This window comes from Ancalomicrobiaceae bacterium S20 (assembly GCA_040269895.1).
GTDB lineage: Bacteria > Pseudomonadota > Alphaproteobacteria > Rhizobiales > Ancalomicrobiaceae > Methyloraptor > Methyloraptor flagellatus.
In genome coordinates, this window is record CP158568.1 from 945,765 (window position 1) to 967,125 (window position 21,361).

At 67.0% G+C, this 21,361-nt stretch carries 31 protein-coding genes and 1 pseudogene; 29 read left to right on the forward strand and 3 right to left on the reverse strand.

What is annotated here, in order from left to right; all coding sequences use genetic code 11:
• Window positions 1–2: 2 nt before the first annotated feature.
• The 21 genes from rplV to rplQ all read left to right on the forward strand — a co-directional run bounded on the left by rplV (window position 3) and on the right by rplQ (window position 11,877).
• On the forward strand, window positions 3–380 hold the full coding sequence (rplV, locus tag ABS361_04520; protein XBY45551.1) for a 50S ribosomal protein L22: 378 nt from the start codon (window positions 3–5) through the stop codon (window positions 378–380).
• On the forward strand, window positions 380–1,159 hold the full coding sequence (gene rpsC, locus ABS361_04525; GenBank protein XBY45552.1) for a 30S ribosomal protein S3: 780 nt from the start codon (window positions 380–382) through the stop codon (window positions 1,157–1,159). Before rplV ends, rpsC begins: the two co-directional genes overlap by 1 nt.
• Before the next feature lie 37 nt (window positions 1,160–1,196).
• Window positions 1,197–1,610 (forward strand): 50S ribosomal protein L16, encoded by a 414-nt coding sequence (gene rplP, locus ABS361_04530; GenBank protein XBY45553.1) that lies wholly within the window; start codon window positions 1,197–1,199, stop codon window positions 1,608–1,610.
• Window positions 1,611–1,625: 15 nt separating this feature from the next.
• On the forward strand, window positions 1,626–1,817 hold the full coding sequence (gene rpmC, locus ABS361_04535) for a 50S ribosomal protein L29 (GenBank protein ID XBY45554.1): 192 nt from the start codon (window positions 1,626–1,628) through the stop codon (window positions 1,815–1,817).
• A 15-nt stretch (window positions 1,818–1,832) separates the two neighbouring features.
• Window positions 1,833–2,075 (forward strand): 30S ribosomal protein S17, encoded by a 243-nt coding sequence (rpsQ, locus tag ABS361_04540; GenBank protein ID XBY45555.1) that lies wholly within the window; start codon window positions 1,833–1,835, stop codon window positions 2,073–2,075.
• Window positions 2,076–2,110: 35 nt separating this feature from the next.
• Entirely contained in the window at window positions 2,111–2,479 is a 369-nt protein-coding gene (rplN, locus tag ABS361_04545) for a 50S ribosomal protein L14 (protein ID XBY45556.1), read from the forward strand.
• Window positions 2,479–2,796 carry a 50S ribosomal protein L24 gene (gene rplX / locus ABS361_04550; GenBank protein ID XBY45557.1) on the forward strand — a complete coding sequence of 106 codons (318 nt, stop codon included), beginning with the start codon at window positions 2,479–2,481 and terminating at the stop codon, window positions 2,794–2,796. The genes rplN and rplX overlap by 1 nt, the downstream gene beginning before the upstream one ends.
• Complete coding sequence (rplE, locus tag ABS361_04555; GenBank protein XBY45558.1) at window positions 2,789–3,346, forward strand: 50S ribosomal protein L5; 558 nt, start codon at window positions 2,789–2,791, stop codon at window positions 3,344–3,346. Before rplX ends, rplE begins: the two co-directional genes overlap by 8 nt.
• Window positions 3,347–3,373: 27 nt before the next feature.
• On the forward strand, window positions 3,374–3,679 hold the full coding sequence (gene rpsN / locus ABS361_04560) for a 30S ribosomal protein S14 (protein ID XBY45559.1): 306 nt from the start codon (window positions 3,374–3,376) through the stop codon (window positions 3,677–3,679).
• Between the two features lie 13 nt (window positions 3,680–3,692).
• Window positions 3,693–4,091, forward strand: a complete 399-nt coding sequence (gene rpsH / locus ABS361_04565) for a 30S ribosomal protein S8 (GenBank protein XBY45560.1) — start codon at window positions 3,693–3,695, stop codon at window positions 4,089–4,091.
• A gap of 16 nt (window positions 4,092–4,107) precedes the next feature.
• On the forward strand, window positions 4,108–4,650 hold the full coding sequence (gene rplF, locus ABS361_04570; protein ID XBY45561.1) for a 50S ribosomal protein L6: 543 nt from the start codon (window positions 4,108–4,110) through the stop codon (window positions 4,648–4,650).
• Window positions 4,651–4,662: 12 nt separating this feature from the next.
• Window positions 4,663–5,022: a 50S ribosomal protein L18 gene (rplR, locus tag ABS361_04575; protein ID XBY45562.1), complete on the forward strand. Its 360-nt coding sequence runs from the start codon at window positions 4,663–4,665 to the stop codon at window positions 5,020–5,022.
• A gap of 45 nt (window positions 5,023–5,067) precedes the next feature.
• Window positions 5,068–5,622: a 30S ribosomal protein S5 gene (gene rpsE, locus ABS361_04580; GenBank protein ID XBY45563.1), complete on the forward strand. Its 555-nt coding sequence runs from the start codon at window positions 5,068–5,070 to the stop codon at window positions 5,620–5,622.
• Window positions 5,623–5,836: 214 nt separating this feature from the next.
• Window positions 5,837–6,037 (forward strand): 50S ribosomal protein L30, encoded by a 201-nt coding sequence (gene rpmD, locus ABS361_04585; protein XBY45564.1) that lies wholly within the window; start codon window positions 5,837–5,839, stop codon window positions 6,035–6,037.
• 17 nt (window positions 6,038–6,054) lie between these two features.
• Window positions 6,055–6,534, forward strand: coding sequence for a 50S ribosomal protein L15 (rplO, locus tag ABS361_04590; GenBank protein ID XBY45565.1), 480 nt, complete (start codon window positions 6,055–6,057; stop codon window positions 6,532–6,534).
• A 174-nt stretch (window positions 6,535–6,708) separates the two neighbouring features.
• Window positions 6,709–8,040, forward strand: a complete 1,332-nt coding sequence (gene secY, locus ABS361_04595) for a preprotein translocase subunit SecY (GenBank protein ID XBY45566.1) — start codon at window positions 6,709–6,711, stop codon at window positions 8,038–8,040.
• Window positions 8,037–8,618, forward strand: a complete 582-nt coding sequence (locus ABS361_04600) for an adenylate kinase (protein ID XBY45567.1) — start codon at window positions 8,037–8,039, stop codon at window positions 8,616–8,618. Before secY ends, ABS361_04600 begins: the two co-directional genes overlap by 4 nt.
• A 358-nt stretch (window positions 8,619–8,976) precedes the next feature.
• Window positions 8,977–9,345: a 30S ribosomal protein S13 gene (gene rpsM / locus ABS361_04605; GenBank protein ID XBY45568.1), complete on the forward strand. Its 369-nt coding sequence runs from the start codon at window positions 8,977–8,979 to the stop codon at window positions 9,343–9,345.
• Window positions 9,346–9,432: 87 nt separating this feature from the next.
• Entirely contained in the window at window positions 9,433–9,822 is a 390-nt protein-coding gene (gene rpsK, locus ABS361_04610; GenBank protein ID XBY45569.1) for a 30S ribosomal protein S11, read from the forward strand.
• 238 nt (window positions 9,823–10,060) lie between these two features.
• A complete protein-coding gene (locus ABS361_04615) occupies window positions 10,061–11,098 on the forward strand; it encodes a DNA-directed RNA polymerase subunit alpha (protein ID XBY45570.1) in 1,038 nt (345 codons plus the stop codon).
• 359 nt (window positions 11,099–11,457) lie between these two features.
• Entirely contained in the window at window positions 11,458–11,877 is a 420-nt protein-coding gene (rplQ, locus tag ABS361_04620) for a 50S ribosomal protein L17 (protein ID XBY45571.1), read from the forward strand.
• Window positions 11,878–12,029: 152 nt separating this feature from the next.
• Here the strand turns inward: rplQ and crcB are convergent, their stop codons facing one another.
• The 3 genes from crcB to ABS361_04635 all read right to left on the reverse strand — a co-directional run bounded on the left by crcB (window position 12,030) and on the right by ABS361_04635 (window position 15,348).
• The gene (gene crcB / locus ABS361_04625; GenBank protein ID XBY45572.1) at window positions 12,030–12,425 is read right to left on the reverse strand and encodes a fluoride efflux transporter CrcB; all 396 of its coding nucleotides are present in this window, start codon (window positions 12,423–12,425) and stop codon (window positions 12,030–12,032) included.
• A 183-nt stretch (window positions 12,426–12,608) separates the two neighbouring features.
• Window positions 12,609–13,892 carry a replication-associated recombination protein A gene (locus tag ABS361_04630; GenBank protein ID XBY46805.1) on the reverse strand — a complete coding sequence of 428 codons (1,284 nt, stop codon included), beginning with the start codon at window positions 13,890–13,892 and terminating at the stop codon, window positions 12,609–12,611.
• Window positions 13,893–13,944: 52 nt separating this feature from the next.
• Window positions 13,945–15,348: a DegQ family serine endoprotease gene (locus tag ABS361_04635; protein ID XBY45573.1), complete on the reverse strand. Its 1,404-nt coding sequence runs from the start codon at window positions 15,346–15,348 to the stop codon at window positions 13,945–13,947.
• Window positions 15,349–15,466: 118 nt separating this feature from the next.
• Between ABS361_04635 and ABS361_04640 the strand changes: the two genes are divergently transcribed.
• The 8 genes and pseudogenes from ABS361_04640 to pstC all read left to right on the forward strand — a co-directional run bounded on the left by ABS361_04640 (window position 15,467) and on the right by pstC (window position 21,314).
• A complete protein-coding gene (locus ABS361_04640) occupies window positions 15,467–15,748 on the forward strand; it encodes a type II toxin-antitoxin system RelE/ParE family toxin (GenBank protein ID XBY45574.1) in 282 nt (93 codons plus the stop codon).
• An 8-nt stretch (window positions 15,749–15,756) separates the two neighbouring features.
• Entirely contained in the window at window positions 15,757–16,053 is a 297-nt protein-coding gene (locus ABS361_04645; protein XBY45575.1) for a HigA family addiction module antitoxin, read from the forward strand.
• Between the two features lie 142 nt (window positions 16,054–16,195).
• The gene (locus tag ABS361_04650; GenBank protein ID XBY45576.1) at window positions 16,196–17,209 is read left to right on the forward strand and encodes an RluA family pseudouridine synthase; all 1,014 of its coding nucleotides are present in this window, start codon (window positions 16,196–16,198) and stop codon (window positions 17,207–17,209) included.
• A gap of 411 nt (window positions 17,210–17,620) precedes the next feature.
• A pseudogene (locus ABS361_04655) lies at window positions 17,621–17,893 on the forward strand (RNA pseudouridine synthase).
• Window positions 17,894–17,927: 34 nt separating this feature from the next.
• The gene (locus ABS361_04660) at window positions 17,928–18,215 is read left to right on the forward strand and encodes a hypothetical protein (GenBank protein ID XBY47006.1); all 288 of its coding nucleotides are present in this window, start codon (window positions 17,928–17,930) and stop codon (window positions 18,213–18,215) included.
• 126 nt (window positions 18,216–18,341) lie between these two features.
• Window positions 18,342–18,917, forward strand: coding sequence for a DUF3833 family protein (locus tag ABS361_04665; protein XBY45577.1), 576 nt, complete (start codon window positions 18,342–18,344; stop codon window positions 18,915–18,917).
• A 302-nt stretch (window positions 18,918–19,219) separates the two neighbouring features.
• Window positions 19,220–20,215 (forward strand): phosphate ABC transporter substrate-binding protein PstS, encoded by a 996-nt coding sequence (pstS, locus tag ABS361_04670; protein XBY46806.1) that lies wholly within the window; start codon window positions 19,220–19,222, stop codon window positions 20,213–20,215.
• 109 nt (window positions 20,216–20,324) lie between these two features.
• Window positions 20,325–21,314, forward strand: coding sequence for a phosphate ABC transporter permease subunit PstC (gene pstC, locus ABS361_04675; GenBank protein XBY45578.1), 990 nt, complete (start codon window positions 20,325–20,327; stop codon window positions 21,312–21,314).
• Window positions 21,315–21,361: the final 47 nt, after the last annotated feature.

The following is a 21,361-nucleotide window of genomic DNA, read 5'->3' on the forward strand; positions in this document are numbered from 1 at the left end:
CCATGTCGAAGCCGAAGACCGAGCGGGCGCTCAAGGACATCGAAGCTCAGGCGGTCGCCCGCATGCTGCGCGTGTCGCCCCAGAAGCTGAACCTCGTCGCGGGCCTGATCCGTGGCAAGAAGGTCGCCACCGCGCTCGCGGAGCTGACCTTCTCGCGCAAGCGTATCGCCGGCGACGTCAAGAAGACGCTCGAGAGCGCGATCGCGAACGCCGAGAACAACCATGAGCTCGACGTCGACAGCCTCGTCGTCGCCGAGGCCTACGTTGGCAAGGCCCTCGTCATGAAGCGGTTCCATGCGCGTGCCCGTGGCCGCGCCGGCCGTGTCGAGAAGCCGTTCTCGAACCTGACGATCGTCGTCCGTGAAGTGGAGTCCGCCTGATGGGACAGAAGGTCAATCCGATCGGGCTTCGGCTCGGCATCAACCGGACGTGGGATTCCCGCTGGTTCGCCGGTAAGCACGAGTACGGCAAGCTGCTCCACGAGGACATTGCGATCCGCAAGTACCTCATGGAAGAGCTGAAGCAGGCGGCGGTCTCGAAGATCGTGATCGAGCGCCCGCATCGCAAGGCCCGCGTGACGATCCACACCGCCCGTCCGGGCGTGGTGATCGGCAAGAAGGGCACCGACATCGACAAGCTGCGCAAGGGCGTGGCGAAGATCACGGACTCGGAAGTCCACATCAACATCGTGGAAGTCCGCAAGCCCGAGACCGACGCCAACCTGGTCGCCGCCTCGATCGCCCAGCAGCTGGAGCGCCGCGTGGCGTTCCGCCGCGCCATGAAGCGCGCCGTCCAGTCGGCGATGCGTCTCGGCGCCGAGGGCATCCGCATCAACTGCTCCGGTCGTCTCGGCGGTGCCGAGATCGCGCGCCTGGAGTGGTATCGCGAGGGTCGGGTTCCGCTGCACACGCTGCGTGCGGACATCGATTTCGGGATCGCCACCGCGATCACGGCCTACGGCACCTGCGGTGTGAAGGTCTGGATCTTCAAGGGCGAGATCCTGGAGCACGATCCGATGGCGTCCGAACGCCGCGCTCTGGAGGCCGAACCGGGCCGCCGTGAGTCGCGTGACGGTCGTGACCGCGATCGGGATCGGGATGGTGACCGCCGCGGCCGCGGCCGGCGTGATCGCGACCGCGATCGCGACGGCGAGCGCTGATCGGCTGAGCGACAGAGAAAAGTGAAAGAGAACGACGATGCTGCAGCCTAAGCGCACGAAGTTCCGCAAGCAGTTCAAGGGTCGGATCCACGGCGCGTCGAAGGGCGCGACCTCGCTGGACTTCGGTGCCTTCGGACTGAAGGCGCTCGAGCCCGAGCGGGTCACCGCCCGGCAGATCGAGGCCGCCCGTCGCGCGATCACCCGCCAGATGAAGCGTCAGGGACGCGTCTGGATCCGGGTGTTCCCCGACGTGCCGGTTTCGCAGAAGCCGACCGAAGTGCGCATGGGTAAGGGCAAGGGCGCTCCCGAATTCTGGGCAGCGCGTGTCCACCCGGGCCGCATCCTGTTCGAGATCGACGGCGTGTCGCTCGAGACGGCCGAGGAGGCTCTGCGGCTCGGCGCCGCCAAGCTTCCGATCAAGACGCGCTTCATCCAGCGCATCGCCGACTGATCGAGGATACGACCGATGAAGGCCGCCGAAATCGTCAACAAGACCGCCGACGAGCTGAACGATCAGCTCGCGACGCTCAAGAAAGAGCAGTTCAACCTTCGCTTCCAGAAGGCCACCGGACAGCTCGAGAACACGGCGCGTGTGCGCCAAGTCCGTCGCGACATCGCCCGGATCCAGACCATCCTGCGCTCCAAGAGCGCTAGCTAAGAGGGGCGGGGTGCCATGCCGAAGCGTGTGCTGCAGGGCGTCGTCGTCAGCGACAAGAACGACAAGACCGTGGTGGTCATGGTGGAGCGCCGCTTCACCCATCCGCTGCTGAAGAAGACCGTGCGCCGGTCCAAGAAGTACCATGCGCATGACGAGGAGAACCGGTGCAAGACCGGTGACATCGTCTCGATCGAGGAGGGGCGTCCCCTCTCCAAGAACAAGCGCTGGGTGGTCCTCGGACCGGTCGGCGAAGCGTGATTTTGGCGACGTAAGAGAAGGAAAGGCGGTCGGTCATGATCCAGATGCAGACCAACCTCGACGTCGCCGACAACTCCGGCGCCAAGCGCGTCATGTGCATCAAGGTCCTCGGTGGATCGATGCGCAAGTATGCGAGCGTCGGCGACATCATTGTCGTCTCCGTCAAGGAGGCGATCCCGCGCGGCCGCGTGAAGAAGGGCGACGTCATGAAGGCGGTCGTCGTTCGCGTGTCGAAGGACATCCGCCGTCCCGACGGTTCGGTGATCCGCTTCGATCGCAACGCTGCGGTGCTCATCAACAACCAGAAAGAGCCGATCGGCACCCGTATCTTCGGACCGGTTCCGCGCGAGCTGCGCGCCAAGAACCACACGAAGATCCTGTCGCTCGCGCCGGAGGTGCTGTGATGGCGGCGAAGATCAAGAAGGGCGACAAGGTCGTCGTCCTCGCTGGCCGTGACAAGGGCAAGACCGGTGAGGTCCTGCGCGTCATTCCGGCGGAAGAGCGCGCTGTCGTGCGCGGCGTCAACGTCGTCCAGCGGCACACCAAGCCGCAGGGCGTCAATGAGGGTGGCATCGTGCCGAAGGAGGCTCCGATCCACCTGTCCAACCTGGCGATCGCGGACCCGAAGTCCGGCGAGGCGACCCGGGTCGGTTTCAAGGTTCTGGACGACGGCCGCAAGGTCCGGTTCGCCAAGCGTTCTGGAGATCTGATCGATGGCTGAGGCGGCTTACGAGGCCCGGCTCAAGAAGCACTACCAGGACGTGGTGCGGCCGGCGATGATCGAGAAGTTCGGCTACAAGAACCCCATGGAAGTGCCGACCCTCGACAAGGTCGTGCTCAACATGGGCGTGGGCGAAGCCACGGCTGACTCCAAGAAGCCGACCGTCGCGGCGGCCGACCTCGCGCAGATCGCCGGCCAGAAGCCGGTGATCACCCGCGCCCGGAACGCGATCGCGACCTTCAAGATCCGCGAGAACATGCCGATCGGCGCGAAGGTCACCCTTCGCAAGACGCGCATGTACGAGTTCCTGGACCGCCTGGTCACGATCGCGCTGCCGCGCGTCCGCGACTTCCGCGGCCTGAACCCCAAGAGCTTCGACGGCCGTGGCAACTTCGCCATGGGCGTCAAGGAACACATCGTTTTCCCGGAGATCAACTACGACAAGGTCGATCAGATCTGGGGAATGGACATCATCGTCTGTACGACGGCGAAGACGGACGAGGAAGCGCGGGAACTCCTGCGTCTCTTCAACTTCCCCTTCCGCCAGTAAGCCGTTACGGCAGAGGATAGGAAAGACATGGCCAAGAAGAGCTCGATCGAGAAGAACAATCGCCGCCGCGCGATGACCGCTCGCGACCTGAAGAAGCGCGCGGATCTCAAGGCTGCGATCATGAACCGCGAGACCTCCCCGGAGGAGCGCATCCAGGCGGTGATGAAGCTCGCTGAGCTTCCGCGCAACGGTGCCAAGGTTCGCATCCGCAATCGTTGCGAGGTGACGGGCCGTCCGCGTGCGTACTACCGGAAGCTGAAGATGTCTCGTGTCGCTCTGCGCGAGCTCGGGAACCTCGGGATGATCCCGGGCCTGGTCAAGTCGAGCTGGTGAGGGAAACGGTCCAATGACGATGACCGATCCGCTGGGTGATATGCTCACCCGCATCCGCAACGCGCAGATGCGTCGCAAGTCGAAGGTCAACACCCCGGCTTCGAAGCTCCGCGCGAACGTCCTCGACGTGCTCAAGTCCGAAGGCTACATCCGTGGCTATGCGGCGGTCGAGTTCGACGCGGGCAAGTCCGAGTTCGAGATCGAGCTCAAGTATTACGACGGCGAGCCGGTGATCAAGGAGATCCATCGCGTCTCCAAGCCGGGCCGCCGCGTCTATACCTCGGTCGGCAACATTCCGCGCGTGGCGAACGGCCTCGGCGTGACCATCCTGTCGACGCCGAAGGGCGTCATGGCCGATCACACGGCCCGGGATGAGAACGTCGGTGGCGAAGTTCTCTGCCGCGTGTTCTGACGGAGAGGGCGAACCCATGTCGCGCATCGGAAAGAAGGCCGTTCCGGTTCCGGCCGGCGTCACCGCCGAGGTGGCCGGCCAGACCGTCAAGGTCAAGGGTCCGAAGGGGGCTCTCTCCTTCGACGTCCACGAGCTCATCGCGGTCGAGAAGACCGCGGAGGGCGGCATCTCCGTCACGCCGCGTGACGAGTCCAAGCAGGCTCGTTCGCTGTGGGGCATGTCGCGTACGATGATCTCCAACCTTGTGACCGGCGTGTCGAAGGGCTTCGAAAAGAAGCTCGAGATCAACGGCGTCGGCTACAAGGCGGCGCTCAACGGCAAGACGCTCACGCTGTCGCTCGGCTACAGCCACGACGTGCTGTTCCCGGTTCCGGAAGGCATCACCATCCAGGTGGCCGGCCAGAAGCAGGACCAGATCATCGTGTCCGGCATCGAGAAGCAGCGCGTCGGCCAGGTGGCGGCGGAGATCCGCGAATGGCGCGGGCCCGAGCCGTACAAGGGCAAGGGCGTGAAGTACGCCGATGAGAAGATCTTCCGCAAGGAAGGCAAGAAGAAGTAAGGAGCAGCTCCAATGGCTCATTTGACCACTACGGAGCGCCGGCGCGCCAAGGTTCGCCGGGCCGTGAAGGCGGCGGCCAACGGCCGCCTGCGCCTCTCGGTGCACCGCTCTTCGAAGAACATCTACGCGCAGGTGATCGACGACGTCGCCGGCCACACCGTGGCTGCGGCGTCCACCCTCGAGGAAGCCCTCAAGGGATCGCTCAAGACCGGCGCGGACGTCGAGGCTGCGAAGGCCGTCGGCAAGCTCGTCGCCGAGCGTGCCAAGGCGGCTGGCGTGACCCAGGTCGTGTTCGACCGTGGCCAGTACATCTACCACGGCCGGGTCAAGGCGCTGGCTGACGCCGCTCGCGAAGGCGGCCTCGAATTCTGATGATCGGTTTTGGTCACGCTCCGGCGTGCGAGGGAAAGAACGACTATGGCAACGCGTGAGCGCGAGCGCGAAGAGCGCGATAGCGAATTCGTCGATCGGCTGGTGCACATCAACCGCGTCGCGAAGGTGGTGAAGGGTGGCCGTCGCTTCGGCTTCGCGGCGCTCGTCGTCGTCGGCGACCAGAAGGGCCGCGTCGGCTTCGGCCACGGCAAGGCCCGTGAGGTGCCGGAGGCGATCCGCAAGGCGACCGATGCGGCGAAGCGGAACCTGATCCGCGTCCCGCTGCGCGAGGGCCGCACGCTTCATCACGACGCCACGGGCCATCACGGCGCCGGCCGCGTGCTGATCCGTGCCGCTCCGGCCGGTACCGGCATCATCGCCGGTGGCCCGATGCGCGCCGTGTTCGAGACGCTCGGCGTCCAGGACGTGGTCGCCAAGTCGCTCGGCTCGTCGAACAAGTACAACATGGTGCGCGCCACCTTCGATGCCCTGAAGCACGAGGACAGCCCGCGCACGGTCGCCGCGCGTCGTGGCCTCAAGGTCTCGACGCTGCAGGGCCGCCGCCGCGAAGAGGGCGTCGACGCCAACGCCGACGCCTGATCGCAGCGATCAGCGGAAGACGAGATGCGGCGGGGCCGAGATGATCGGCTCCGCCTCACCATTGCCGGGGACACGGTTTGGGCTTAAAAGGCCCGCTTCGGATTCTCGGGAGAGAAGCCGGCGGTGGGGCAGGGGCTCCGTGACGCCGGATCAGACGATTTCGGTCGAGGCCTCGGGCCGTGCGACCGGTATGAACGAGTGAAGGGCAGGACCCATGTCCACGAACGCCGGGGCGAAGACGATCACGATCGAACAGATCGGCAGCCCGATCCGCAAGCCGGACCATCAGCACCGCACGCTGATCGGTCTCGGCCTCAACAAGCGTCATCGCACGTCGACCCTCGTGGACACCCCCGAGGTTCGCGGCATGATCGCCAAGGTCGCGCATCTCGTCCGCGTGGTGGACGGGAACTGAAGGGCCGGAGTCTCAAAATGAAGCTCAACGAAATCAGCGATAACGTCGGCGCGACGCATTCCAAGAAGCGTCTCGGCCGCGGCATCGGCTCCGGCCTCGGCAAGACGTCGGGCAAGGGCGTGAAGGGCCAGAAGGCGCGCTCCGGCGTGGCCATCAAGGGCTTCGAAGGTGGTCAGATGCCGCTGCATCGCCGCCTGCCGAAGCGTGGCTTCAACAACATCTTCCGTCTCGACTACAACGAGATCAGCCTGGCCAAGATTCAGGCGGCGGTCGATGCCGGCAAGCTCGACGCCAAGGCCGCGATCACGGCCGAGGCGCTCAAGGCGGCCGGGCTCATCCGTCGTGTCAAGGACGGCGTGCGCCTCCTCGGCCCGGGCGAGCTCAAGTCGGCGCTGACCTTCGAGGTCGCCGGTGCGTCGAAGCCGGCGCTCGAGGCGGTCGAGAAGGCCGGCGGCAAGGTCGTCGTTCCGGAGAAGAAGGCGGCCGAGGCCGCCTGATCACGGACACGGGTCACGGGTCGGGGCGGGCGACGAGATCGCCTGCCTCGGCCTTTCGCTCGTTCCGGGGCCGGTTGTTCGATGTCGAGCGCTCGGGGGCTCAAGCCTCGAGGGTTCCATTTCGACCAAAGGGTCCTTATCTCCAGGGGCGGTCGGACCGGAGACGCGTAAGAGATGGCATCTGCAGCCGAACAACTCGCGGCGAACCTGAACTGGGGCGCCTTCGCCAAGGCCGACGAACTCAAGAAGCGTATCTGGTTCACGCTGGGCGCGCTGCTCGTCTATCGGCTCGGCACCTACGTGCCGCTTCCGGGCATCAACGCCGCCGCGCTTGCGCAGGCGTTCCACAACGCCCAGACCGGCATCATCGGCCTCTTCAACATGTTCTCGGGCGGCGCCGTCGGCCGCATGGCGATCTTCGCGCTCGGGATCATGCCCTACATCTCGGCCTCGATCATCGTGCAGCTCATGACGACCGTGGTGCCGTCGTGGGAGAACCTCAAGAAAGAGGGCGAGTCGGGCCGCAAGCAGCTCAACCAGTACACCCGCTACCTGACGGTGATCCTGGCGGTGTTCCAGGCTTACGGCATCGCCGTCGGCCTCGAGGGCTCGACCAACGTCGTCACCAATCCGGGCGTGTTCTTCCGCATCTCGGCGGTGCTGACGCTGACCGGCGGCACGATGTTCCTGATGTGGCTCGGCGAGCAGATCACCTCGCGCGGCATCGGCAACGGCACCTCGCTGATCATCTTCGCGGGCATCGTGGCCGGTCTGCCGCATGCGATCGCCGGCACGCTAGAGCTCGGCCGCACCGGCGCGATCTCGACCGGCGTGATCCTGCTGATCATCATCGTCGCGGTCGCCGTGATCGCCTTCGTGGTGTTCATGGAGCGCGCGCAGCGTCGACTGCTGATCCAGTATCCGAAGCGCCAGGTCGGCAATCAGGTGATGCAGGGGCAGTCGTCGCATCTGCCGCTGAAGCTGAACACGGCCGGCGTGATTCCGCCGATCTTCGCCTCGTCGCTGCTGCTCGTGCCGGCGACGATCGCGAACTTCCAGTCGGGGCAGGGGCCGCAGTGGCTCAACACGGTCACGGCGCTGCTCGGCCACGGCCAGCCGCTCTACATCGCGCTCTACGCGGGCCTGATCGTGTTCTTCTGCTTCTTCTATACGGCGATCGTGTTCAATCCGACCGACACGGCCGACAATCTGAAGAAGCACGGCGGCTTCATTCCGGGCATCCGTCCGGGTGAGCGCACGGCCGAGTACATCGACTACGTACTGACCCGCATCACCGTCGTCGGGGCGATCTACATCGTCCTCGTGTGTCTCTTACCCGAACTGCTCATTTCCTGGACCGGCGTGCCGTTCTATTTCGGTGGCACATCGCTGTTGATCGTGGTCTCCGTGACCATGGACACGGTGTCGCAGATCCAGGGACATCTGCTCGCACATCAATACGAAGGACTGATCAAGCGAGCGAAGCTTCGGGGGGGACGTCGATGAAGTTGATTCTGCTCGGGCCGCCGGGTGCCGGCAAGGGAACCCAGGCCCAGCGGCTGGTCGAAAAGTTCGGGATCGTCCAGCTTTCGACCGGTGACATGTTGCGTGCCGCCGTCAAGGCCGGCACCGAGATCGGCCTCAAGGCCAAGGCCGTGATGGATGCCGGCCAGCTCGTGTCGGACGAGATCGTCGTCGGCATCGTGGCGGACCGCATCGAGGCGCCGGACTGCGCCAAGGGCTTCATCCTGGACGGTTTCCCGCGCACCGTGCCGCAGGCCGAGGCACTGACCCGGATGCTGGCGGAGAAGGGCCTGAAGCTCGATGCCGTCATCGAGCTCAAGGTCGACGAGGATGCGCTGGTGTCGCGCATGGAGAATCGCGTTCGCGAAACGATCGCCGCTGGCGGTCAGGCGCGCGCCGACGACAATCCGGAGGCGTTCCGCAAGCGTCTCGTCGAATATCGCGAGAAGACCGCGCCGCTGTCGGGCTACTACGCTTCGACCGGCGAGCTCAAGGTGCTCGACGGCATGCAGCCGATCGACACCGTGACGGCCGAGATCGAGAAGATCCTCGGCGCGTGAGCGCCGGGCGACGCGGGATCCGATCGCGATAGGGTCGTGGCGGGCGCTGTCAAGCGACCGCCTTGGAAAATTCACGGTCGGGTGTTGACGCCCGGCTCGGGAATCCGTATCTACCGGCACTCAATCGCGAGACATCAGCGATCGGTGCCGGAACCGGAAGGGGCCGGGCGCCGACGTTTTCGTCTGTGATCGGCCCTTCGTCGCCCGCGTGGGAACGCGGGCTGGAAGGATGAGCCCCGAGACGTCCGCCGGCGTGAGCCGAGGGACGGGGAGGGGTGGCGTGACCGAGCCGGGGATCCGGAGCGGGCGCCACAGACAAACGTCCGGGACCGCCGGACGGAGCGACTGGAGAAGAGCCGTGGCCCGCATTGCAGGCGTGAACATTCCGACGAACAAGCGCGTGATCATCGCGCTTCAGTACATTCACGGGATCGGCGCGAAGAACGCCAAGGACATCACCGAGAAGGTCAACATCGCGCCCGAGCGTCGCGTGCAGGACCTGACGGATGCCGAGGTGCTGCAGATCCGTGAAGTGATCGACCGCGACTACATGGTCGAGGGCGACCTCCGCCGTGAAGTGGCGATGAACATCAAGCGGCTGATGGATCTCGGCTGCTATCGTGGCCTGCGCCACCGTCGCGGCCTGCCGGTCCGCGGTCAGCGCACCCACACCAACGCCCGCACCCGCAAGGGTCCGGCGAAGCCGATTGCCGGCAAGAAGAAGTGATCATGAGGGCGCCGCGCTGTTGAGCGCGGTCACCCGGTGGAGCCGCTGGCAGTACGGCGGCGTCGAGATCGAAGACAAGGAACTGATATGGCCAAGGAAGCCCAGCGCGTTCGCCGCCGCGAGCGCAAGAATATTTCGTCGGGCGTCGCGCACGTCAACGCGACCTTCAACAACACCATGGTGACCATCACCGACGCGCAGGGCAACACGATTGCCTGGTCGTCGGCCGGCGCGCTCGGCTTCAAGGGCTCCCGCAAGTCGACCCCCTACGCCGCGCAGATCGCGGCCGAGGACGCGGCGCGCAAGGCCCAGGAGCATGGCATGCGCACCGTCGAGGTCGAGATCCGCGGTCCGGGTCTCGGTCGTGAGTCGGCGCTGCGCGCCCTCCAGGCGTCGGGCTTCATGGTCACCTCGATCCGCGACGTGACCCCGATCCCGCACAACGGCTGCCGTCCGCGCAAGCGTCGTCGCGTCTGATCGTTCGATCTGTCCCGCATGGCCGTCCGGCCGTGCGGGACCGCAATTCCCGCGCGGTCCTCGTCGACCGCACGGGCGTTCCGGATCCCGAGCGCCGTGTGGGCGCGGGGATCCGCGAGATGGAAGAGCAGAAAGAGGAAGGTCTTTGGCGCGGCGTCACGCCTCGGCTGCCGATCTTCCCCTCGATAGGGTAGGGCGGTCTCTGGTCCGATCGTGGTCCGGAGAGCCGCCCGAAACCGTGAAGGGTGCGACCGTGACCATCCATAAGAATTGGCAAGAGCTGATCCGCCCGAACAGGCTCGACGTCAAGGCCGGCGATGACGCCAAGCGGGTCGCGACCGTCGTCGCCGAGCCGCTCGAGCGCGGCTTCGGCCAGACCCTCGGCAACGCGCTGCGGCGCATCCTGCTGTCGTCGCTGCAGGGCGCGGCCGTGACCGCCGTGCAGATCGACGGCGTGCTGCACGAGTTCTCGTCGATCCCGGGGGTGCGCGAGGATGTCACCGACATCGTCCTCAACATCAAGGAAATCGCCGTCAAGATGCAGGGCGAGGGTCCGAAGCGCATGGTCGTGCGCAAGCAGGGCCCGGGCGTCGTGACCGCCGGCGACATCCAGACCGTCGGCGACGTCGAGATCCTGAACCCCGAGCTCGTGATCTGCACCCTCGACGAGGGCGCCGAGATCCGCATGGAGTTCACGGTCAACACCGGCAAGGGCTATGTCCCGGCCGACCGCAACCGTCCCGAGGACGCGCCGATCGGCCTCATCCCGGTCGACAGCCTCTATTCGCCGTGCAAGAAGGTCTCGTATCGCGTCGAGAACACCCGTGAGGGCCAGGTTCTCGACTACGACAAGCTGACGCTGTCGGTCGAGACGGACGGTTCGGTGAAGCCGGAAGACGCGGTCGCCTATGCGGCGCGCATCCTCCAGGACCAGCTCGCGATCTTCGTGAACTTCGAAGAGCCGCGCAAGGAATCGGTCGAGGAGAAGGTTCCGGAGCTCGCCTTCAACCCGGCGCTGCTCAAGAAGGTCGACGAGCTCGAGCTGTCGGTGCGTTCGGCGAACTGCCTGAAGAACGACAACATCGTCTACATCGGCGACCTGATCCAGAAGACCGAAGCCGAGATGCTCCGCACCCCGAACTTCGGTCGCAAGTCGCTCAACGAGATCAAGGAAGTTCTCGCCCAGATGGGTCTCCATCTCGGCATGGAGGTCACCAACTGGCCGCCGGAGAACATCGAAGAGCTCGCCAAGCGCTACGAGGATCACCAGCTCTGATCCTCGTCCGTTTCGGACGGGGGCAGGGACCGACACGCTTTTCCAAAGCCGCGGTTGCGGCATTGGAGCGAGTTTCCGGAGCCGCGGTTGCGGCGATGGATTGAGGTTTCCGGAGCCGCGGTTGCGGCTCCGGTGTGGATCGGGTAGGAACCCGGTCGACAGGACTGAGGCGGCTCGTCTTTCGGGAGGAGCGCCGACAAAGACTTCGACACCCGGATGTGACATGCCCGGGGGAACTTCGGTTCGACGGCTTCGCGCCGGCGACTGGGGTCCCGGCCATGTCGCCGGGACTGGCCAGACGAGCGGCATTGCCGCCCGGGCCCGCGCGAGGCGGCCCCGGAGAAGACCGGAGAGATACCATGCGTCACGGCAACGCCGGCCGTAAGCTGAACCGCACCTGGGAACATCGCAAGGCGATGTTCGCCAACATGGCGGCTTCGCTGATCACCCACGAGCAGATCGTCACCACCCTGCCGAAGGCGAAGGACCTGCGTCCGATCGTCGAGAAGCTGGTGACGCTCGCCAAGCGTGGCGACCTGAACTCGCGCCGTAACGCCGTCGCGCAGATCCGCGACGAGGCGGCCGTCAAGAAGCTCTTCGACGTGCTCGGCCCGCGCTACAAGGAGCGCAACGGCGGCTACACCCGCGTGCTCAAGGCCGGCTTCCGTCATGGCGACAACGCCGCCGTCGGCGTGATCGAGTTCGTCGATCGCGACGTCTCGGCCAAGGGCGCCGCCGATCGCGCCCGCGCCGAAGCGGCCGAAGCCGCCGAGGCGTGAGCCGCCGGACATGAAGGGGAGGGCGGCCTCGGCCGCTCGTCCACTTTCCCTCGAACCCCGCCTTTCGGCGGGGGTTTTGTTTGCTCGGGGGGGCGGCCCGCGGCGAAGCGATGTAGGCGGGTTTCGGTGGGGCGAACAGAGCGCCGCGGCGCTCAGCCGACCAGCAGCATGCGGGTGCCGGCCATGGTCGCGGCGATGACGGCGAGCGATACGCCGACCGAGATCAGGACGTAAGCACCGGCAAGCACGACATCGCCGCGCTCCCAGAGCACCATCGTGTCGAGGGCGAAGGCCGAGAAGGTGGTGAAGCCGCCGAGAATGCCGGTCATGAAGAAGATGCGGATCGTCTCGCTCGTGCCGCCCGGCCCGCGCCAGATCGCAAAGGCCGCGATCGCGCCCATGGTGGCGCAGCCGATCACGTTGACCGCGAGCGTGCCCAGCGGGAAATGCGGACCATAGAGCCGGAGCGCGGTGATGCTGACCAGATAGCGCAGCACCGAACCGATGCCGCCGCCGACGAAGACCAGGAGAAAGTTCAACGGAGTCATGGGGCCCTTCGGGTCAAAGCGCAGCCGTGGGAGCGCCGAAACGCGGCGGGAGCATAGCGGCAAGGCTCCGCTTCCCGCAAAGGCGGAAGGGCTCGAAAATGGCCCCGTCGCGGGCTCGTGATTGAAATGTCGGCAGCACGGCTGACGGCCTGCGGGTTGGCCCAGCGTCGACTGCGGCGCCGATCACGGCTCGCCGCGCTCGCGCCGGAGCCGGGACCAGTAGTCGAGCCGCTTGCGGATCTCGCGTTCGAAGCCGCGCTCGACCGGCTCGTAGAAGGTCTTTCGGCCGAGGGCGGTCGGGAAATAGTTCTGGCCGGAGAAGGCGTCGGGCTGGTCGTGGTCGTAGCGATAGCCGTCGCTGTAGCCCTCGGCCTTCATGAGCTTGGTCGGCGCGTTCAGGATGTGCTTGGGCGGCAGCAGCGACCCGGCCTCCTTGGCGACGCGCTGCGCGGCCTTCCAGGCGGTGTAGACCGCGTTCGATTTCGGCGCGGTCGCGACATAGACGACGGCGTTGGCGATCGCCAGTTCGCCCTCCGGGCTGCCGAGGAAATCGTAGGCGTCCTTGGCGGCATTGGCGACCACCAGCGCCTGCGGATCGGCGAGGCCGATGTCCTCGACGGCCATGCGCACGATGCGGCGGGCGAGGAACAGCGGGTCCTCGCCGGCGTCGAGCATGCGGGCGAGATAGTAGAGCGCGGCATCCGGATCGGAGCCGCGCACCGACTTGTGCAGCGCCGAGATCAGATTGTAGTGACCGTCCTGACCCTTGTCGTAGATCGGCGCGCGGCGCTGGACGATCTCGCCGAGTTTTGCGGCGTCGAAGATCTCGCCGGCGCGGGCGGCTCGGAACACGTCCTCGGCGAGCGTGATCGAGGCGCGGCCGTCGCCGTCCGCCATGCGGCGGAGGCTCGCGCGCGCATCCTCGTCGAGCGGTAGCGGCCGGCCGATCTCGGCCTCGGCGCGCTGCAAGAGCTTCTCGATGCCGTCCTCGTCGAGCGCCTTGAACACCAGCACATGGGCGCGCGACAGGAGCGCGGCGTTGAGCTCGAACGACGGGTTCTCGGTCGTGGCGCCGACCAGCACGATGGTGCCGTCCTCGACCACGGGCAGGAAGCTGTCGAGCTGGGCGCGGTTGAAGCGATGGATCTCGTCGACGAACAGGAGCGTGCCCTTGCCCATCTGGCGGCGGGCACGGGCGGTCTCGAACACCTTCTTCAGATCCGCGACGCCGGTGAAGATCGCCGAGACCTGCTCGAAGGCGAGATCGGTCTCGTGGGCGAGCAGGCGCGCGACGGTGGTCTTGCCGGTGCCGGGCGGGCCCCAGAAGATAAGGCTGCCGAGCGTGCCGGTCTCGAGCATGCGTGTGATGGTGCCGTCCGGGCCGACCAGATGGTCCTGGCCGACCACCTCGGCGAGCGTCTTCGGGCGCGCGCGGTCGGCGAGCGGGCGGGGGGCCTGCTTCTCCATGCCTGCGGCCGCGAAGAGATCGCTCACCGGTTCGTCTCCTGCTTGTTCGGCGTCACCGGAACGCCATGCGGATCACCTGGCCGTCGCGCTGGACGGCCAGCCGCCAGATGCCCGGATCGGACTGCGCGATGCGCGCCAGCGTCCGGGTCGTGTCGACCTTCTGGCCGTTCACCTCCAGCACCACGTCGCCCTTCTGGAAGCCGACGCGGTTCGCCGGCGAGCCGGGGACGACCTCCTTCACGACGACGCCCTCGCCCGAGAGGTTGACGTGCAGTTCCTCGATCACGGCGGGCGACAGGTTCAGGACCGTGGCGCCGCCGAAGGGCGAATAGCCGTCGATCTTGCGCTCGTCGCGCGGCGTGGTCTCGGGCGCGCTCATCAGCGGCACCTCGATCGGCCGGGTTGCGCTGCCGCGCTGGACGTCGAGCCTGGTCACGCCGCCGAGCGGCTTGGTGGAGAAGCGATAGCCGAAGGCGTCGGGATCGTCGACGTCGATGCCGTCGATGGTCAGCACCAGATCGCCGACCTTGAGGCCCGCGCGAGCGGCTGGCCCGCCGGCGACCACACCGGTGACCAGCGCGCCCTGCGGGCGCTTCAGGCCGAGGCTCTCGGCGACGTCGGGCGTCACGGTCTGCAGCGTCGCGCCGAGCCAGGGCCGGCGCACGACGCCGCCGTTGCGGGCCTGCTCGACGATGAATTTCACCATCGAGACGGGGATCGCGAAGCCGATGCCGATCGACCCGCCGGAGCGCGAGTAGATCGCGGACGGCACGCCGACCAGCTTGCCGTTGATGTCGACGAGCGCGCCGCCCGAATTGCCCGGATTGATCGCGGCGTCGGTCTGGATGAAGAAGCGGAAATCGGCGACGCCGACCTGCGTGCGGGCGAGCGCGGAGACGATGCCCTGCGTCACGGTCTGGCCGACGCCGAAAGGGTTGCCGATCGCCAGCACGACATCGCCGACCTCGAGCGCATCCGAATCGCCGAGCTGGGCGAAGGGGAAGGCGCCCCGTTCCTTGATGCGGATGACCGCGAGGTCGGTCCGCTCGTCCTTCAGAACGATCTCGGCCTCGAACTCGCGCTTGTCGGCGAGCGCGACCTTCACCTCGGTCGCGTCCTTGATGACGTGATGGTTGGTGACGATCAGGCCGCTCGGATCGACGATCACGCCGGAGCCGAGCGAGGATTCGACGCGGTCGCGCGGCATGCCGAAGGGGTTGTCGCCGAAGAAGCGCTTGAACACCGGATCGTCGAACATCGGCGACATGCCCTGCGCACGCAGCGTGCGAGAGGCATAGACGTTGACGACCGCCGGTGCGGCGCGCTTCACGATCGGCGCGAAGGAGAGCTGGAGTTGCGCCTTCGACTCCGGGACAACGCGGGTCTCGGCCTGCGCAGGGGCGCCGGTCGCGGCGAGGAGGGCGATCACGGTCAGGACGCTCGAGAATCGGCGCATGCAGGGTCTCCGGAACGACTGAGCTGATTTAGGCGATCGCGCACGCGGCCGCAAAGGGGCGGGAGGCGGATCGCTTGCTTGACGTACTATGATGAGGTACGTTGATCGCGGGGGTGCGATGATCAGGTCGTTCAAGGACAAGAGGACCGCCAACCTGCACGCAGGTATAGTGCCCAAGGGCATCGACCGGACTGTGGCCGAGCGCGCGCTTCGCAAGTTGTTCCTGATCGATACCGTGACGCGGCTCACAGACCTGCGCATTCCGCCGGGCAATCGTCTGGAAGCGCTTTCTGGCGATCGGGCCGGACAACATTCGATCCGGGTCAACGAACAGTGGCGCATCTGCTTCGTCTGGCGTGAGGGTGACGCGTTCGACGTCGAATTCTGCGACTATCATTGAGGTCAGCTATGGCGCGTGACATTCCGATCCCCCACCCCGGCACCGTGTTGCGAGAGGAGTTCCTGGAGCCGATGGGGCTGTCGGTCTACGCGCTCGCGAAGGCGATCGAGGTGCCGCGCAGCCGGGTCAACGACATTTGTCGGGGACGCCAAGGCATTTCCGCCAATATCGCGCTTCGGCTGGCGCGCTTTTTCGATGTCGATCCGCAGTGGTTCATGAACATGCAGAGCCGTTACGACCTCGGCCTCGCTGCGGAGGCGCTCGCCGATAAGCTTGATCGAATTCAGCCTCGGTCGGCCGCCTGATCTTACAGGATCAGGCGCCGTCATACCCTGCCGGCTAGATTTTCGCGGGCCTGCGGCGAGGCGATGCTTCGTCCATGAGGTGCCGCCCCTTGCAAGCGGCGGCCTGATCGGCGACACGGGAACGATCGCAACAGGAACGATCATGGCCACCGTTCAGACCATCGCCGTCACCGAGGACGAGACCGGGCTCCGGCTCGATCGCTGGTTCAAGGCGCATTTTCCCGGGCTCGGTTTCGGCGCGCTGCAGAAGCTCGTGCGCACGGGCCAGGTGCGCGTCGACGGCAAGCGCGCGGAGACTTCGACGCGGCTGCTGCCGGGCCAGATGGTGCGCGTGCCGCCGCTGCCGACCGACGGCAAGGACGCCGGCGCGGAGGCCGAGGAGATCGCGAAAAAGCGGCCGCTGAAGCCGTCGGACGGCGATGCGGCGTTCCTGAAGTCGATCGTGCTCTACGAGGACGACGACGTCATGGTGCTGAACAAGCCGGCCGGCCTGTCGGTGCAGGGCGGCTCGGGCATCACGCGCCACGTCGACAAGATGCTCGAGGCGCTGGCCGACAAGCAGGGTCAGGTGCCGCGGCTCGTGCACCGGCTCGACAAGGATACCGCCGGCTGTCTGGTCATCGCCAAGCGCCGGGCGATCGCGGCCGAGCTCGCCGCGACCTTCCGGTCGCGCAATGCCCGCAAGATCTATTGGGCGCTGGTCGCCGGCGTGCCGAAGCCGCGGCAGGGCAAGATCTCCACCTGGCTCGCCCGCGAGGAAGAGGCCGAGCGGATGAAGATCGCCCGCCACGGCGACGAGGGCGCGGTCCATGCCATGACGCATTACAGCGTCGTCGATCAGGCGGGGCAGGGGCTCTCCTGGCTGTCCTTGAAGCCGGTCACCGGCCGGACCCATCAGCTGCGCGCCCATACCGCCCATATCGGCCATCCGATCGTCGGCGATCCGAAATATTTCGACAAGCGCGACTGGGAGCTGCCCGGCGGCATCCAGAACAAGCTACATCTGCTCGCCCGGCGGATCGTGCTGCCGCATCCGCGCGGGCGGGGGACGATCGACGTCACCGCGCCGCTGCCGCCGCACATGCTGCAATCCTGGAACCTGCTCGGCCTCGACGCCTCGGCCTACGATCCGGCCGCGGACAGCGACGAGGATTGAGACACGGGCGCCGGCCTGGGCGCCGGCGCCTCGGGTATCAGGAGACGAGCCGATGGCCGAGCGTCGCGTCCACATCTCTGAAAAAGGCATGCGGCTCGACCGGTTCGTGCGCATCCATTTTCCCGACGTGCCGTTCGGCTCGCTGTCGAGCCTCCTCAAGCGGGGCCGTCTGACGGTCGACGGCAAGCGCGCCAAGGCGACCGACCGGCTCGCGGCGGAGGCGATCGTCGCGATCGCCGATCCGGGGGCGCGGCCGGACGAAACACGACGTCTCCCCGAGCCGGGGACGAAGCGACGCGAGCGGCGCGGTTGCCGCGGGAGGCAGCCGCGGCCGCTCCGGTCGAGCCGCTCGGGCCCGAGGATCTCGCCTTCCTGCGCGGGCTCGTCCTCCATGAGGACGACGACATCCTCGTGCTCGACAAGCCCTCGGGCCTCGCGGTCCATGCCGGCACGCGCACCGACCGCGATCTCGACCATCTGCTCGCCCGCCTCGTCGATGAGCGCGGCGAGCGGCCTGTGCTGGTGCACCGGCTCGACAAGGACACGTCCGGGCTGCTGGTCGCGGCGAAGTCGCGGGCGATCGCGGCCGTGCTCGGCAAGGCCTTCGCGACGCGCGCGGTCGAGAAGGAGTATCGCGCCCGGGTCTCCGGCCGGCCGGAGCCGGCGAAGGGGCGGATCGAGATCCCGCTCGTCAAGGTCGAGACGCCGCGCGGCCCGCATGGTCGCGGCCGAGCCGGGGGCGCCGGGTGCGCTCGCGGCCGCGACCCGCTACGAGGTGGTCGGCACGGCCGACGACGTCTCGGATCTGGCGCTGTTCCCGGAGACCGGCCGCCAGCACCAGCTCCGCGTCCACACGCGTCTGATCGGTCATCCGATCCTCGGCGACCGGCTCTACGACGGTTGGCCGGCGCCGCGGCTCATGCTGCATGCATACCGGATCGCGTTCCGGCATCCGCGTCGCGGTGCGGTCACCTTCGAGGCGCCGCTGCCGGCCGATTTTCGCTGACGGCCTTCTCGCACCGGCGAAGAAGGACGCGCTCGAGCGGCGACGTGATCCCCTCGGCGCGCGCTTGCGTAAGACGGACATCGAAACCGTGACGCGCCGGATGCGGATCCGGCCGGGAGGACCGTCTTGCGCAAGATCCTGATCGCTCTCGCCACGCTCGCCGTCACCGGTGTCGCCGGGACGGTCTCGACGACCACGCCGGCCGCGGCCGCGCAGCATCATCGTCCGGCGCCGATGACGAAGGAACGCCAGGACAAGCCGTTCTCGCTGGAGAGCTTCTTCGTCGGCCGGCTGGTCGCGCAGGGCTCGTTCGTCAGCCGCATCGATGGCAACCGCCGCGATCTCGTCGCCAAGATGCGTGGCTCCTGGGACGGCAAGACGCTGACGCTGGTCGAGGACTTCGTCTATGCCGACGGCGAGCGGGACCGGAAGACCTGGCGCTTCACCAAGGTTGGGCCTGGCCGCTACGTCGGCACGCGCGAGGACGTCATCGGCGAGGCGACGGTGCGCGACCTCGGCGGTCGCATCACGCTCGACTACACCGCGACGGTCAGGAAGAAGGACGGCGGCGCCTACGACCTGCGCTTTGCCGACGAGATCGTGCCGGCGGGGCCGGGCCGGGCGCTCAACACCGCGACCGTGTCGCTGTTGTTCTTCCCCGTCGGCGACGTGCGCCTGGACATCCGGCGCATCGGTCGCTGACGATCGCTAATCCGAGTGAAATCGTCGGTCTTGCGGCCGGAACGGCGTCGTTCCGGCCGTTTTTCCGTGTCGGATGCCGTGTCATAGTCAAAATGACGGTTTCTCGTCACGTTTGTCATCGAAGTTTCACAGACCGTGAGGAAAGTCGCCGCGCAAATCGATGGGTGGGCCACGGGGCCTCTCATCGGGTTCCGAACGGGTACGCGCCCCCGCGCAGTGCCGGTCAAAACGGAGACTTTCCCATGTTCACCGCGTTCGCGGCTTCGGTCCGTCGCTTCGCCCTCCCGCTCGTGGCCGTCGGCATGGCCGCCGGCACCGCCCATGCCGCCGACTTCACCGGCGCGGGCGCGACCTTCCCGGCCCCGGTCTACACCGCCTGGGCGGCGGAGTATAAGGCCAAGTCCGGCAACGGCCTGAACTATCAGGCGATCGGTTCGGGCGGCGGCCAGACCCAGATCCTGAACCGCACCGTCGACTTCGGCGCCTCGGACGCGCCGGTCGCCGACGACAAGCTCGCCTCGGGCAAGCTGCTGCAGTTCCCGACCGTCATCGGCTCGGTGGTCGCGATCGTGAACCTCGACGGCATCAAGCCGAACGAGCTGAAGCTCTCGGGCCCGGTGCTCGCCGACATGTACCTCGGCAAGATCACCAAGTGGAACGACCCGGCGATCGCCAAGCTCAACGAAGGCGTGAAGCTGCCGGACCTCGCCGTTCTGCCGGTCTACCGTTCGGACGGCTCTGGCACGACCTACGTCTACACCACCTACCTCTCGGACGTTTCGGCCGATTGGAAGGGCAAGGTCGGCGCCGCCACGTCGGTGCAGTGGCCGGCCGGTAACGGCGCCAAGGGCAACGACGGCGTCGCCGGCGCGGTCAAGAACGCCAAGGGCGCGGTCGGCTACGTCGAGTACGTCTACGCCGCCGCCAACGCGCTCACCACCACCCAGCTGCAGAACAAGGCCGGCAAGTTCGTGTCGCCGACCGTCGAAGGCTTCCAGGCTGCCGCCTCGAACGCCGACTGGGCCGGCGCCAAGAACTTCGCCGCCAGCATGATCAACACCGGCGGTGACAACACCTGGCCGATCGTGTCGGCCACCTTCATCCTGCTCCCGAAGGACCCGAAGGACGCCGCGGCTTCGGCCGAGGTCATGAAGTTCTTCGACTGGGCCTACGCCTCGGGCGGCGAGGTTGCCACCAAGCTGCACTACATCCCGCTGCCGAAGTCGGTGCAGGACGCCGTCCGCGCCGCGTGGAAGGCCGAGATCAAGGACGCCTCGGGCGCCGCGATCTTCAAGTGATCTGACATTCGGGGCCGGTGCGCGGGTGACCGCGCACCGGTTTCGGCTCGTCAAGCGGGAACCGGCCGGAGCGTTCGGCCATTCGCAGAGCTCAATTTCGGGGGACGTCGTGACAGACCAGACCGCAGCCTTGCCCACACCGTCCGCGACACACGACGGCGACAAACCGTCGATCTTCCATGGTGGCGGGCTCTGGCGCGACACGCTGTTCCGCGCTGTCCTGATCGCCTCGGGTGCCGTCGTGCTCGTCACGCTCGGCGCCATTCTCGTGCTCCTGTTCCAGGGCGGCTTTCCGGTCCTGCAGGCGTTCGGGCTCGAATTCTTCACCTCGCCCGACTGGAACCCGGTGACCGAGCGCTACGGCGCGCTCGTCATGCTCTACGGCACGCTGATCACCTCGATCATCGCCGTGATCGTCGGCGTCCCGGTCTCCTTCGGCATCGCCTTCTTCCTCACCGAAGTGGCGCCGCAGCGGATCCGCCGGCCGGTCGGCATGGCGATCCAGCTTCTGGCGGCCGTCCCGTCGATCATCTTCGGCATGTGGGGCTTCTTCGTCGTGGCGCCGATCATGGCCTCGACGATCCAGCCGGCGCTGATCGCCGCGCTCGGGCCGATCCCGTTCATCGGCATGCTGTTCCAGGGCGCCCCGATGGGCACCGGCATCCTGACCGCCGGCCTGATCCTGGCGCTGATGATCGTGCCGTTCATGAGCGCGATGTTCGTCGAGATCATCGAATCGGTGCCGCCGGTGCTCAAGGAAGCCGCCTACGGCATCGGCTCGACGACCTGGGAGGTCTACCGCAACATCTCGCTGCCCTACGGCCGGTCGGCCCTGGTCGGCGCCGGCATGCTCGGCCTCGGCCGCGCGCTCGGCGAGACGATGGCCGTCACCTTCGTGATCGGCAACGCCAACCGGCTGTCGACGTCGCTCCTGGCGCCGGGCTCCTCGATCGCCTCGACCATCGCCAACGAGTTCCCCGAGGCGGGTCCGGGCAGCCTCAAGCTGCACGCGCTGCTCGAGCTCGGTTTCGCCCTGTTCGTGATCTCGTTCATCGTGCTGGCGCTCGCGCGCTGGCTGGTGAAGAGCCGGCTCAAGTGAGGGGATAGGCCATGAACCTTCTGCAACGCCGTACCCTCCACGACACG